We start from the raw sequence: 13,816 nt of genomic DNA, 5'->3' as shown, positions 1-13,816 counted from the left end.
AATTGAGTTGAAGTTTTCAGGTTTAGGAACATCCATATTGTCTGCCTTTACCTTTTTAATAATTCCAACTGCAATAGGATGTTCCGAACTTTGTTCTAAGGCACTTGCTAAACGCAAGATTTCAGATACAGCATAAGAATCGTTAACGGATTCAATACGAGTTACACCAAAATCACCTTTAGTTAATGTTCCTGTTTTATCAAATAATATAGCTGATATTTTTCGTGATTCTTCAAAGGCAGTTCTATTCCTAATTAACAAACCGTTTTGTGCAGAAACCGCAGTTGAAATAGCAACTACTAAAGGTATTGCAAGACCTAATGCATGTGGACAAGCAATAACCATTACCGTTACCATACGTTCTAGTGCATAAACAAATGGAAAGCCTAAAATTAACCAAACTGCAAGTGTTCCAAAACCAATAACCAAAGCTCCGTATGTTAACCATTTCGCAGCTCTATCAGAAAGGTTTTGCATTTTTGATTTGGTACGTTGCGCCTCATCAACCATTTTAATTACCTTGTTAAGATAACTGTCCTTTCCAGTATGCACTACTTTTACTTTTAAGGTACTGTTTCCATTAATAGAACCACCTATAACTTTATCATCTAATCCTTTTTTTACAGGTTTAGATTCTCCAGTAAGCATCGACTCGTTTAAATAGCTAGAACCTTCTGTTATGGAACCATCTGCTGGTACTTTTTCACCAGGTTTTATTAAGATGATATCGTCTTTTACAAGGCTATCTAAACTCACGTCTTCAATTTTATCTCCAACAACTTTATGCGCTTCGGAAGGAAGCATGCTTACCAATAGTTGCAAGGCTTTTGAGGCACCCAAGACAGATTTCATTTCCAACCAATGACCCAAGAGCATAATAACAATAAGGGTGCTTAATTCCCAGAAAAAATCTTCGCCTTTAAGCCCGAAAACAGTTGCTGTACTATAAAAATAAGCGACACTTATTGCCATAGAAATCAAGGTCATCATACCAGGTCCTTTGGCTTTTATTTCATTAACAAACCCTTTCAGAAAGGGCCATCCACCCCAAAAATATACAAAAGAGGAAAGAGCAAACAATATATAAGGATTGCCAGGCAATAAATAATCATAACCAAAAAAACCCTGTATCATTGGCGATAAGAATAGGATAGGAATACTTACAATTGTACATACCAAAAATCGTTTTCTAAAATCTTTTACCATCATTTTATGATGGTCGTGTCCTGCCATTCCCATAGGTGAATTTACATCATGACCGGAATGACCTTCGCTTCCATGATCCATTTTGGAGTGGTCTTCTGTTTTATGATTCATTTTAGAATGATCCATTTTTTGGTTTTCGTGCTCTTTATGATTTTCCATATTGTAGTTATTTAGTTATTGTTATCTGGATATTTTAGATTAAGTTTTTTTAAATGTTCTGTTAGTATTTTTGCTACTTGATAATTACGATACCATTTTTTGTTTGCAGGTATTATATTCCAATCAGGGTTATCACAATTATTAATTATGCTATTGTAAGCGGTTTGATACTTATCCCATAATTTAGCCGCATTAGTATCTTCTTTGCTATATTTCCAACGCTTATGAGGTTTGGTTAATCTTTCTTGAATTCTATTTTCTTGTTCTTCTTTTGATATATGTAAAAAAATTTTGATTACTGTAATGTTGTTTTGCTCTAAATGTTCCTCTAGACTTTTAATAAACTTACAGCGATGCAATATCATATTATCAGAATTTGTGTTTTCTATTATTGGCATAATTATATCTTCATAGTAGGAACGATTGAAAATCTGAATTATCCCTTTTGGTGGAATATGTGGATATATTCGCCATAAGAAGTCATGATTTAATTCTTCTTCAGTTGGTTTCTTAAAAGATTTCACTTGTACACCTTGTGGATTCATGCTACTAAAAACGTGTCTTATTGTACCATCTTTACCAGAAGTGTCCATACCTTGTAATATTATAAGCAAGCCAAACCTTCCGTCTGCATAAAACTTGTTTTGAAGTTCAAAAAGTTCTTTTCGCATCTTTTTTAATGCCTCTTTTATCTCTTCTTTAGAAAGATTTTTTATAGGTTCAACAGAAATATTATTTAGATTATTCATGTTACTGTTTTATTGTAAGTTTTTGTATCATTTCTTCATTTAAACTTTCACTATATACACCGTAAGCATCTACCAATAGCCCTTTCATTCCGCCTTTAGATGATATTGCATATAAAATACTATTATCGTCCGTACTACTCATTCCCTCAAATCGATAAAACGCATCAATTTCAAAATCTTCTGGATGAATTTCAATTTTAAGTGAAGTACATTTTATGCAATCATGATTCAAATTGAAGTCGTAGGTGTACCCTTTACTTATTAAATCGTTTATTGCTTCTGAAAGAGTGTCGTAATGTTTCATTTTTTATTATTTATAGTCCATTGTGAAGTAACTGCCATCCTTTTCGATAAATTTTTGAAAGGAAAGCAATCCTTTTGCATTTAATTTTTCAGTTAACGTATAATTCAATTGTTTTACTCTAATACCAAACGCATATGCTTTGATACTTATTTTTGACTTTATGCTTAAATTGTTATCATTAATTTCTTTTTTTCTATCGTAAATTTTGATGGTACTCTTTGAACCAAAAAAATTCATCAATCCTGAATCAAAACTTATGTCTAAATCAACATTCTTTAGTTTTTCGATATTGTACAATTCTTTAAAATTTGTTGATTTTGTACTGATTTCGGTTTCTTTTGATTTTGGATTTGCAAACGGAAAAACAAATAAAACAATACTAAACTTTTCTGGTTCGCATTTATATGTTGTAGTGTATTTTTCTTTTAGTAATTTATTTTTATCATATAAAGTGGTTGTTACTTTTATTTCATAATAATCCTTTTTTTTAGTGATTTTTCCAGCTTCAAAAAGTTGCTTATTTAACAAATCGCCTTTATCATTATAATTCTCTCTTACGATAGTTCTACCATCTATTTGTTCTAAAAACATGTTGTTTTGAGATTTTGCACTTGTACAAATAAACAATATGAAAAGACATAAATAGGATAGAATGGATTTGGTATTACAATTATATTTTTTTTTAATATTTGACATTTTTTATAAATTATTTAATAGATATTCAACCCTTTCTAAAGGAGGTAAAACAGGAATAAAGACAATCGAAAAACCTAAATTTATATATACATCAATTATTAACTGATGAATATTTTTTTGGTCCTCTTCATTTTCTGTTCTCGCATAATCTTTTGTAAAAGGCAACCTATCTAAAATGAAAATTTTTTTATATGAAACTTCTTTTATTGCATTTATCAATTTTTCATCATAATCTAATTTCAAGAATTGATAATAAGCTAAAGCATCTGGAATTGCTCTATCTAAAAAAACAATATCCTTTTCTTTAAGTGAAGCTTCTTGTTCCATTTGCATATCTAAAACACCTAATTGAAATTTTCTTTTATTACTCCTAATTTCTTCAATAGTATGTCCTTCATCATGCATTGTATCAATGTAATGTCTAGCATGTTCTATTGTAGTACTATATCCTTGTTTTTGAAGTAAATCAATTATTGTAGTTTTACCTGTGCTTGGACCACCAGTGATAACATACCAGTTTGTCTGTTTTGTTTTGTTCATCCTATTAAAATTGTTTCAACATTATATTTCTTCAATACTGTACAATTGAGGTATTTCTGCATCCCAACCGTAACTTTCTTTTATCCCTTTTTGCAATGCCACAGCACCTTCGTTCTCACCATGTACTATAAAAATTCTTTCTGGTTTTTTCTTTATTTTACTCATCCAATCTATTAGTTCTGTATGGTCTGCATGAGCCGATAAACCTTCAATTTCTGCCACTTTCATATTAAATGGCACCCATTTTCCATAAACTTTTAATTCTTTAGAGCCTTCTAATAATTTTCTGCCACGAGTTCCTTCAGCTTGGTATCCAACAAAAAGCAAGGTGTTGTTAGGGTTTTGCGATTGTGTTTCAAGATAGTTGAGCATTCTTCCTCCTGTAAGCATTCCGCTTCCTGCTATTACAATTTTTGGTTTATTATCAGCCCGTAATTCCATTGTTTCATGATAACTACTCACAACAGTGAAGTTAGCACACATTTCATCACATTCATTGTCTTTTAATTTATGCCAATCTCTTGTTCTGTGAAATAGTTCCAAAACATTAGCTCCCATTGGACTATCCATAATCATTTGAACTTTTGGTATTTTATTTTCTTTGAGTAATCTCCAAAAAATGAACATCATTAGTTGCGCTCTTTCTACTGAAAAGCTTGGAATGAATAAACTACCACCATTGTTAATGGTTTCATTTACTAATTTTTCAATTTGTGGAATAGCTTCTATTTCATCTGGGTGAAATCTTCCACCGTATGTTGATTCTATGAAAAGGACATCTGCCTTTTTTGGTTTCAAAGGTGGATACAATAGTAAATCATTTGTTCTACCAATATCTCCTGAAAATACCACCCGTTTTCCGTGTACATCCAATTCTATAAATGTTGCACCTAAAATATGTCCGTTATATTGAAATCGAGCTTTGATACCATCAAATAGTGGAATCCATTGTGATTGAGGTATCGCTTTAAAGTGAGGTATGGTATTCTCTACATCTTTTAAATCGTATAGCGGTTCAGCTGGGGTGTGTTTTGAATAACCTTCCTTATTGGCACGTTGGGCTTCTTGCTCTTGTATTTTTGCACTATCATTAAGTATGATTTTTGCAATATCTAATGTGGGATTAGTTCCATAAATTGTACCTTTAAAACCTTGTTTAACTAATCTTGGAAGATAACCCGTATGATCCATGTGACCATGAGTTAGTAATACTATATCAATATCTGATACTTCAACTGGTGGATATTCCCAATTTTTTAAACGTAGCTCTTTTATTCCTTGAAAAAGGCCACAATCAATCAGTATTTTTTTTTCTCCTGTGTCCACTAAATATTTAGAGCCGGTTACTGTACCAGCTGCTCCTAAAAAGTGAATATTAATTTTATTATTTTTCATTTGTTAATATTATTTAATGGTTATTACATAGTTCCTTTGAATCGTCTAAAATGTTTTTATGCCTTTCTTTTGGTATGCCGATTTGGTCTAAAATAGTTGGGTTTTCATGAATTTCTTTACAGAGCACCATTCCATTGTCTAATAATTTTGTTTTTTCGCTTTTTGTTATGGTTGTTAAAGCAGTTAGTGGGTGAAGTCCTGATTTGTCTATTCTTTCCTTAAGGCCATTTCCCGAAGGGTAATCCCAACTTGCAAGGCCTAAACCTACACAAGTACCATATTGAATCGCATCAGTTGTGAATCTAGTGTTTGTATAAACCCATCCTTTGTGAAGTTTTGTATTGTGACCTGGTTGTTTTTTCCATTGTTTTTCTACATCTAAAAATCTCGAATGTATGTATAATGGAATTTTTACATTGCAAAACCTGCCTTGGTCACTATGGTATTTGCATTCAATCATATAATGGTTGTTATCTTTTTGAGCTATGACATCTATCTCATGCTGCACACAATTACCTTGAACAATCACACCAACTTCTGATGTGAAACCTTCATGTTCCATTAGCTTACCAACTAATTTTTCAAAAGGAAATCCTGAAGGACCTAATTCCATCAAAGCTTTTTTTAATTTATACCTTGAAGCACTTACTGTTGATTTACCTTTAAGCATTTTAAAAGCCATCTTGTAGATTTGCTTGGTTGTCATGCCATCTTTAAGGTTGCTTTGAATTTCATCGGAAATTTTAAGAATAAGCGGCTCATCAGTTTTTGCTCGTCTTAATGAATTTTGTATCTTATCTAAATCAAATGCTTCAATTTCTCCAGAATATTTTACTATGTTGATAATATTTTTCATTTTGAAATATGTATTATTGTTACAGGAAATGTGGAATAATCGGGAACATTCCTTAAGTTTAAAAAGTGAATTTTAGAATTATATAGTTTGGTCATTTCAATACAATGTTCTGCTACTTAGTGCCGTTTTCAGAAAATCTATATAGGTACTAATATGTTTTTTATTTTAATTATTATTTAAAACAATTATATTTACTTCATTTCCAGAAATTTTTTGCTTCTCAAAACAATCTAGATTATAAACAGTGGTTTCAGCAATGTTAGTTAAAGCGGTTTCTGTTAAAAAGGCTTGATGACTTGTTATTAATACATTATTAAAAGTCATAAGTCGAGCAATTACATCATCCTGTAATATATCTTCAGAATGGTCTTCAAAGAACAGTCCTTCTTCTTCTTCATAAACATCCATTCCGAAATAGCCAATCTTTTTAGTTTTCAGTCCATCTATAACTGCTTTTGTATCAATTAATCCACCACGACTGGTGTTGATGAGCATCACACCTTGTTTCATGAGTGAAATATGTTGCTTGTTAATCAAATATTTGCTTGAAGGTGTTAATGGTAAATGCAAACTAATAATATCAGATTGCTTACAAATTGTTTCGCAATCTGTATATTGAACTCCATATAAATGTATTAAGTTTTTATCTGCAACTATATCTTGAGCCAGTATTTTACAACCAAAACCATCAAGAATTTTAACCATAACTGCTCCAATTTTGCCAGTTCCTATTATACCAACCGTTTTTCCATTAAGGTCAAAACCTGTTAGTCCATTTAATGAAAAATTTTGTTCGTGAACTCTATTATTGGCTTTAATTAATTTTCTGTTTAAAGCTAATATTAAAGCAATGGCATGTTCAGCAATGGCATATGGAGAATAGGCGGGAACCCGTGAAATCTGAATTCCCAATTCGGTCGCTTTTTCTAATGCTACATTGTTATACCCAGCAGTACGTAGCGCAATGTATTTAATACCTAAAGCACTTAATTTTTCAATAACATGCGCCGAGGCATCGTCGCTCGTAAATAGACTGATGGCTATAGAACCTGTAGCGAGTATGACGGTATCTTCAGTCAGCCGATTTTCAAGCAATTTTAATTGATGTTTGCCATTATTGGCTTTGATAAGATATTGCTCTTCAAATTTATGTGTGCTGAATATTGTTGTTTTCATTATATTTCCGTTTTTGTAAACCAAATATTATTAAGAGGTCTTTAATTCTTTATTTTTAATAAGGGTTTAAACATTTTTAAAAAGTATTTTTGTATATATGCTACTCAACTTAAACTTCATTTTTTTATTATTATATAACTAAATGCTTTTTGATTATCCTATGTTTAGGTTGATTACATTTTTTTTCATCATTACAATCGCATAAAAATAAATTATCTTTTTTTAATTGAAATGGTTCTGTGCTTTTAGCTACCAAACGATTCATAATCAATCGAGAAATAAAATAACAAATTGAAGACTCCGCTCCCTGATTAATATTTATATGACCCCTTTCCAAACCATCATAACAAGCACCATTTACTGGGTTGTACATAATTTGATTAAGATGATTATTGCCAAGAAACCAGCTAAAGGCAATTTGCAATTGTTCTTTGTATTTACTTTTTTGTGTTACTTCAAAAAATAGTTCCAAGGTAAAAATGGTATATGCGATTTCTATAGGCTGTTCTCCATAAAAAGTACGTTGATTGCGTTTATGGAACCAACCATTATTAGATATTACTTGGATTTTGCCTTTCATAAAATAATGCGACAACAAGAAATCAAAGGTTATTTCTGCTATTTCTTTATATTTTTTATTTCCTAAAATTAAATAGGCATACATCATTGCTTCTGGAACCACACTGTTGGCATAGGTAAGATAATCTTCATACCAATTCCAATCTGGCTCTGAAGTAAGCTCGTAATAACGCATTAATTTATCTACCAGTTGTTGTGTGATTTTTTCAATATCAGTATTTGAAGTTTTATGAAAATAATAGAGCCCTTTTAAAGCAAAACTAATAGCTCTGGGCGAAGTAAAGTTTGCAATGTTTGGTAATGCTTTTTGAAAACATTTTTCTGCCTTTTTGGTAATAGCTATTGGTAAAAATTGACTATTTGAAAATACATAACCTAAACACCATAAAGCGCGACCATTAGCATCTTCTAGATTAACTTCTAGATTTTGAGAGGATAATTTTTGGTCAAAATCTACATAATTTTGAAACCACCCATTATCTTGCTGTACACTATCTATAAAATCCAGATAAGTTGTAATCAACTTTAATGTTTGTTTGTCTTTATGTGATTTATAATACATTGTCATAGCAATCAATGCTCTGGCATTGTCATCAAGAGTATAGCCCGAACTTGGGTCAGGTGTGCTATAGTCTGAAAACTGTAACATGCCAAAATCGGTAGTAAGTTCTTGAATATGCTTTGGGTTTATTGCAGGAAGTTGGTAGCTTAAATCTTCCTCTTTATTAGTCACTTCTCCAAACACTTTGCCGTATCCAATGGCAACGTTTTGCCAACTGGTAGCACGCATTTTGGAAAAAGCATTTTTGCCCATATTTACTCTTTCCTCTTTATTTTCAATTAAATAGAGAATAGCTTTTTGAAACTGTGCGGGATCATGAAAGCCCTGTAGTAATATTCCGTTTGACCCATCAATTAACTCATTTGCATGTGGAATCGGTGTTGATATCACCGGACAACCTGTGCTCATCGCATATACAAATGTTCCACTTACTGCTTGATTTGGGTCTTTAGAAGAAAATAGGTATATATCTGTTGAATTAAGATATTCCATCAGTTCTTGAAGTTCTAGGTATTTATTAATGAACTTTACATTGCTCTGAAGACCGAGTTTATCTACAATAGAAATTAATTTTTCACGATATTGTTCCCCCTCTTTTTTAAAGACCTCGGGGTGGGTTTTGCCCAAAATCAAAAATAGTACATTAGTATGTTCTTTTACAATTTCTGGCAGTGCATAAAGCACCGTTTCAATATTTTTGTTCTCGCTGATTAGCCCAAAGGAGGACAAGACAATTTTTTCTTGAAAATCAAATTTTTCCTTTAGAGCCATCTTATCTTTCCATAAAACAATGTGCGTACCATGAGGAATTACTTTAATTTTTTCTGAAGAAATCCCATATTCATCGATTAATATTTTTTGGGAGTTATGGGTTTGTACTATTAATTTTTCTGAAAAATTATTTATAGCCTCAATTATATTTTTCCTTTTGCTATCTGGATTGGGCAATACCGTGTGGAAAACCGTAACTAATGGTTTGTTTACGGCCAGCATAAATGACAAAATATGTTCTCCATAGTCACCTCCAAAAAGCCCAAACTCATGCTGTATACAAACCATTCCTACATCATTCCGTTCATTTATAACATTGGCTATTCTTCTATATTCGGTCAAAGTAGGAGTGTACAATATATCTGTAATATCATCTCTGTCTTTACATCGTTCCATATCATTTTCCAAAGCATATATTTCCACAGGCAGCGTACAGCCATAGATGTTGCTCAAGGCATTGGAAAGATCCTGCGAAAAGGTCGCAATGCCGCACTCCCTGGGTGGAAAGGAGGAAATGAGTATCATTTTTAGATTTGCGTCCATAATTTAGTTTTTTATGTAATAGGTTTTGTTACTTTAATTCAGTTATTACTTATTGATGTCTTGTTTGGTTTATCTTACTGTGAAGGATGCTTTTTTAATTCATCCAATAATTGTTTTAAGCTTAATTTGGCTACAGCAATATGTTTATCTGCTGCCCCATAATAGATATAGAGATCATCATCAAATAAAGCGGTTCCTGTAGGGAATACCACGTGGTTTACCACACCATTTAATTCCCATTCCGCTTCTGGGGAAAATATGGGATAAGGTAAGCGGGCTATTACTTTTTTAGGGTTATTGATATCTAAAAGAGCAGCGGCGGCATGATAGGTTTTTCCGATGTTGGTTTCACAAACACCATGGTAGATCATTAGCCAACCGTCTTCTGTTTCAATGGGTGGGCAACCTGCCCCGAGATAGTTTACTTCGAAATTATACAGTGGATCCAAAATTATATGGGAGGAAAGATCTTTTAAATAATTTTCCCAAAATTCTTTGGTCAGGTCTTCCCACTTCTCAAACTGTACAATCTGAATACCAGGCCAAATGCGATGCAGCATAACAAATTTTTCATTTATTTTTCTAGGGAAGAGCACAATATCTTTGTCCCTTAAAAGCCTATGCTTTTCCTCTACCAGTCCTATTTGGGCAAAAAGGTTGTAATAATGATAATATTTAGGGTTCAATTTTTCCTGATTACAGTGTTCTAGATGATATTTGTATTCCTTATAATTAATTGGTGGCGTTATAATTCCCTTTTTTTCAAAATGTTTTAGGTCTTTCGAAACTGCTAAAGCACCCATAGCATTGATTCCATCATAGGCTGTATATGTCATATAATAAATCCCATCAATCTTAACTATCCTTGGGTCTTCAACGCCATGTTTTTCATAATCAAATTCTCTGGTAATAAATGGTCGATCAAGCCTTTCAATAATATCGGACGGTCCGTTTGATTTGGCATAGCCAATAGTTGAAAAATTGCCATCTTCCACAGCTCGGTAAAAAATATGCACTTGTTCACCCTCTTGGAATATCCCAGGGTTTAGTACTCCGTTTTTTTCAAAGGGTTTATCTGTTGGACTTAATATAACTCCTAGTTTTTCTACTGCTATCATAGTATTGTTTTAATTGAATAAATTTTTTGTTAAAAATTTATTCAGGTTTAATCCTGTTGTATTTATCTTTTAACCTAACAATGTCGTTTTCATCAAAATTTCCAAAAGCTATTTCAATTATAGTTACTGATGTATTGGAAGTTTTTATTTGGTGTACGGTTTCTTTTGGAATAAAAAATTCATCACCTTTATTACCAATTTTGGTTGTATCACCAATTGTAAAAATTCCTGTTCCATCTATTATTTTCCAGAATTCTTCTCTATTATGATGGTATTGCAGACTTAATTCCTCATTTGGATTTACAGTAAGAATTTTTACAGTACTGATTTCATTATGGGTGAAGCGTTCGAAGTTTCCCCAAGGTCTTTCTTCTTTATAAATTTTCATTTTTTTTCATTTTTATTTTCTAAATAGTTCCAAAAGTTCCTGTAGCTCATCATTTACTTGATGCTGTTTGACTACTTCTTCAAAAAGAGTTAGGTGCAATTGATTGTTTAAAATTCCTACCATTTTATTTCTATTCCCTTTTAAAATTTCGTCGACTGCTGCTACTCCCATTCTAATCCCTAGCATTCTATCCAAAGCAGAAGGATTTCCACCTCTTTGCACATGCCCTAATCGTGTAATACGCAAATCGACATTGGGATTGACTTCCTTTATTTTGGATGCTACAAGTTCAGCACCTATTTCATCACCTTCAGAAACTACCACAAGAAAGGCATCTTCGCTATCGTAATTCTTTACCTTATCCAAGAGATAGATAAAGTCTTTCCCACTTTCAGGAATCAATATGGCATCAGCACCAGTAGTCAACCCCGAATGAAGGGCAATATAGCCAGAATCTCTCCCCATTACTTCTACAATAAATACACGATTATGAGATTCGGCAGTGTCCTTTATTTTGTCTATGTTTTCAATTGCGGTATTAACAGCTGAATCAAAACCTAGTGTATAATCTGTACCAGAAATATCATTGTCTATAGTTCCAGGAATGCCTATAAATGGAATGTCGCAAATTTCTGAAAATGCCAATAGTCCTTTAAAAGTACCATCTCCTCCAATGGCAATAACTGAATCTATTCCTTGGATATTAAGTGACTCCAAGGCCTTTTGCCTACCTTCAAGTTCCATAAAGCGTTTGCTTCTTGCTGTTTTTAAAACGGTTCCACCAGTATGCGCCAATTTTTGTAATTCGTGAGATTTTAATGTGATGAAATCTCCATCAATCAATCCTTCATATCCTTTACGGATTCCTGTCAATTTTATACCATTTATTTCTGTCGCCTTGGCTATTGCGTATAATGCAGCGTTCATCCCAGGGCTATCGCCTCCAGATGTAAATACGCCTATATGTTTAATTTTATTAGTATTCATTTCTCTTTATTTATATTAGTTTCCATTCTCACTGCATCAGTTGCAGGACTGGTATCGATAGTTTTCTTGAGACTTTTCTATCCCATGGCAATTATTGTTTCAATAATCTTCTTTGTTTCTTCTGGATTACTTATTTGAATTGAAGTTACTCCCATTTCTTTGACGGGATAATCATTTCCTCCAGGAAATAAAGCATCTCCAATAAAAACCATTTCATTCAAAGCTATTCCGAGAATATCCTGTAACTTTTTTATACCGTATGCTTTGTCTATTCCAAGTTTTGTTACATCAATCGATGTTGTGCCACCCAAGCGTATTGAAAATTCTGGAATAAGGTTATCGAGTATTTCCTTTATTTTTTTTCGTTTCGCAAAAGAGGAATCCCATTGTTTCTTTATTTCCAAAGGTGCATCTTGTCCCAACGCTGAAAAGGTTATCTGGCTTCCTCTATCCTCAACAACATCGCCCCATGTTTTAACTATTTTTAAATCAATAGTTTCAGCAGCTTCGTTCAGCGAATAAACTATTTTTTCCTTTTCCGCTGTCGAGAAATCTTCAGAATATAATTTGCTCCAACCCTTATTATACTCATATAATTTAGTTCCACATGTTGGCAGTATGAATAAATTGTTAAAGCTATTATTTAGTGTAAATTCGGATAGTAGTTGCTTTTTGAACTGCGGCCAATCACCACCTGAAATCACAGCTACTTTCATTATACCGAGCAATTTTTGCAACAGCACTTGCATTTCGGCATCAATCGGAGATTTACTTTCTGCAAGAGTACCATCTAAATCAAAAATGACTAGTTTTTTCATTGTGCTTTGTTTATTATTTTTTTTAAAATGCTGTTTTTAAAAAATTCCTTTATTTAATACTGTATAAAAAGCATTGTATTAAGACAGATAATGAACCTCTTGTAATTTCATATCAGTGTCAAATTCATAAACTCTAGGTTTGCCAGTAGCTAGTGTAATATTTACAATTTCTGCTTCGCTGATTTTCTCCAAATACATTATTATAGCTCTCAAACTATTGCCATGAGCAACTATGAGCACATCTTTATTGGCTCGTAGCTGCGGTTCTATTTCTTTTAGATAGTAAGGAATTGTTCTATCAAAAGTGTCTTTTAGACTTTCTCCGTTTGGAGGACGCACATTGAAACTTCGTCTCCAGATATGCACTTGCTCTGAGCCAAATTTCTTTTCGGTATTGGTTTTGTTTAAGCCTTGTAAATCGCCATAATTCCTTTCGTTGAGTGCTTTTGACTTAAAGACGGGTATTTTCTTATTAATTTCTTTAAATACTATTGATAAAGTATGTATCGCACGTTTCAAAACTGAAGTAAAAGCAAGTTTTAAATTATAGTTTTTTAGCAAAATACCAGCCTGTTTTGCTTCCGCTTCTCCATACGGAGAAAGGTCAATATCAACTTCACCTGTAAATCTGTTTTCAAGATTCCAAGTAGATTGTCCATGGCGAAGAATAATAAGTGTTGGCATTATTTAATTGTTTTTTTCTAAATGTTTTTTTGAATTGCTAAATTCCTGAATAGTTTGCCATACTAAATTGGCTTCTTTTAGAAAGAATTGATGGTCACCTTCAGTAGAAGTAACAATTTTTGCGTTTGTAAATTTCTTCGATAAGCTTAAAGCATTTTCGAGAGGTGCTGTAGCGTCCTTTTCTCCGTGTATGAATAATACCTCTTTGTCTTTTATGTTTTTAACTAAAGCGAATAAATCAGTTTTAAGGATTACTTCATTGAGTGAATAAATATAACTTTGCCA

The 13,816-nt window shown here is 32.5% G+C and carries 15 protein-coding genes; all 15 read right to left on the bottom strand.

Annotation, left to right across the window (positions count from 1 at the left end):
• A partial coding sequence (locus P8M54_RS02975) for an HAD-IC family P-type ATPase (RefSeq protein WP_300284940.1) occupies window positions 1-1,365 on the bottom strand: 1,365 nt, incomplete at its 3' end.
• Window positions 1,366-1,376: 11 nt separating this feature from the next.
• A complete protein-coding gene (locus tag P8M54_RS02970) occupies window positions 1,377-2,114 on the bottom strand; it encodes a PPK2 family polyphosphate kinase (protein WP_300284938.1) in 738 nt (245 codons plus the stop codon).
• 1 nt (window position 2,115) lies between these two features.
• Window positions 2,116-2,418, bottom strand: a complete 303-nt coding sequence (locus P8M54_RS02965; protein WP_300284935.1) for a phosphoribosylpyrophosphate synthetase — start codon at window positions 2,416-2,418, stop codon at window positions 2,116-2,118.
• Between the two features lie 6 nt (window positions 2,419-2,424).
• On the bottom strand, window positions 2,425-3,009 hold the full coding sequence (locus P8M54_RS02960) for a hypothetical protein (protein ID WP_300284932.1): 585 nt from the start codon (window positions 3,007-3,009) through the stop codon (window positions 2,425-2,427).
• A gap of 108 nt (window positions 3,010-3,117) precedes the next feature.
• A complete protein-coding gene (locus tag P8M54_RS02955) occupies window positions 3,118-3,654 on the bottom strand; it encodes an ATP-binding protein (protein WP_300284929.1) in 537 nt (178 codons plus the stop codon).
• A gap of 21 nt (window positions 3,655-3,675) precedes the next feature.
• Complete coding sequence (locus tag P8M54_RS02950; protein WP_300284926.1) at window positions 3,676-5,049, bottom strand: MBL fold metallo-hydrolase; 1,374 nt, start codon at window positions 5,047-5,049, stop codon at window positions 3,676-3,678.
• A gap of 13 nt (window positions 5,050-5,062) precedes the next feature.
• Window positions 5,063-5,905 carry an ATP cone domain-containing protein gene (locus P8M54_RS02945; protein ID WP_300284924.1) on the bottom strand — a complete coding sequence of 281 codons (843 nt, stop codon included), beginning with the start codon at window positions 5,903-5,905 and terminating at the stop codon, window positions 5,063-5,065.
• A gap of 165 nt (window positions 5,906-6,070) precedes the next feature.
• The gene (locus tag P8M54_RS02940) at window positions 6,071-7,081 is read right to left on the bottom strand and encodes a 2-hydroxyacid dehydrogenase (RefSeq protein WP_300284922.1); all 1,011 of its coding nucleotides are present in this window, start codon (window positions 7,079-7,081) and stop codon (window positions 6,071-6,073) included.
• A 130-nt stretch (window positions 7,082-7,211) separates the two neighbouring features.
• Window positions 7,212-9,536 (bottom strand): glycosyltransferase, encoded by a 2,325-nt coding sequence (locus tag P8M54_RS02935; protein WP_300284919.1) that lies wholly within the window; start codon window positions 9,534-9,536, stop codon window positions 7,212-7,214.
• A gap of 74 nt (window positions 9,537-9,610) precedes the next feature.
• Complete coding sequence (locus P8M54_RS02930) at window positions 9,611-10,654, bottom strand: pesticidal protein Cry7Aa (RefSeq protein WP_300284916.1); 1,044 nt, start codon at window positions 10,652-10,654, stop codon at window positions 9,611-9,613.
• Window positions 10,655-10,691: 37 nt separating this feature from the next.
• Entirely contained in the window at window positions 10,692-11,042 is a 351-nt protein-coding gene (locus P8M54_RS02925; RefSeq protein WP_300284913.1) for a phosphomannose isomerase type II C-terminal cupin domain, read from the bottom strand.
• A gap of 12 nt (window positions 11,043-11,054) precedes the next feature.
• Window positions 11,055-12,029, bottom strand: a complete 975-nt coding sequence (locus tag P8M54_RS02920; protein WP_300284910.1) for an ATP-dependent 6-phosphofructokinase — start codon at window positions 12,027-12,029, stop codon at window positions 11,055-11,057.
• Window positions 12,030-12,106: 77 nt separating this feature from the next.
• A complete protein-coding gene (locus P8M54_RS02915; protein ID WP_300284907.1) occupies window positions 12,107-12,847 on the bottom strand; it encodes an HAD-IIB family hydrolase in 741 nt (246 codons plus the stop codon).
• Window positions 12,848-12,925: 78 nt separating this feature from the next.
• On the bottom strand, window positions 12,926-13,531 hold the full coding sequence (locus tag P8M54_RS02910; protein ID WP_300284905.1) for a 2,3-bisphosphoglycerate-dependent phosphoglycerate mutase: 606 nt from the start codon (window positions 13,529-13,531) through the stop codon (window positions 12,926-12,928).
• 3 nt (window positions 13,532-13,534) lie between these two features.
• Window positions 13,535-13,816: alpha/beta hydrolase (locus tag P8M54_RS02905; RefSeq protein ID WP_300284902.1), on the bottom strand; the 282-nt coding region annotated here is incomplete at its 5' end.

Origin of the sequence: Flavobacterium sp. (assembly GCF_029242675.1) — a bacterium.
Lineage (GTDB): Bacteria > Bacteroidota > Bacteroidia > Flavobacteriales > Flavobacteriaceae > Flavobacterium.
The sequence above is the reverse complement of the archived record's forward strand: the minus strand, read 5'-3'. Positions and strand labels throughout refer to the sequence as shown.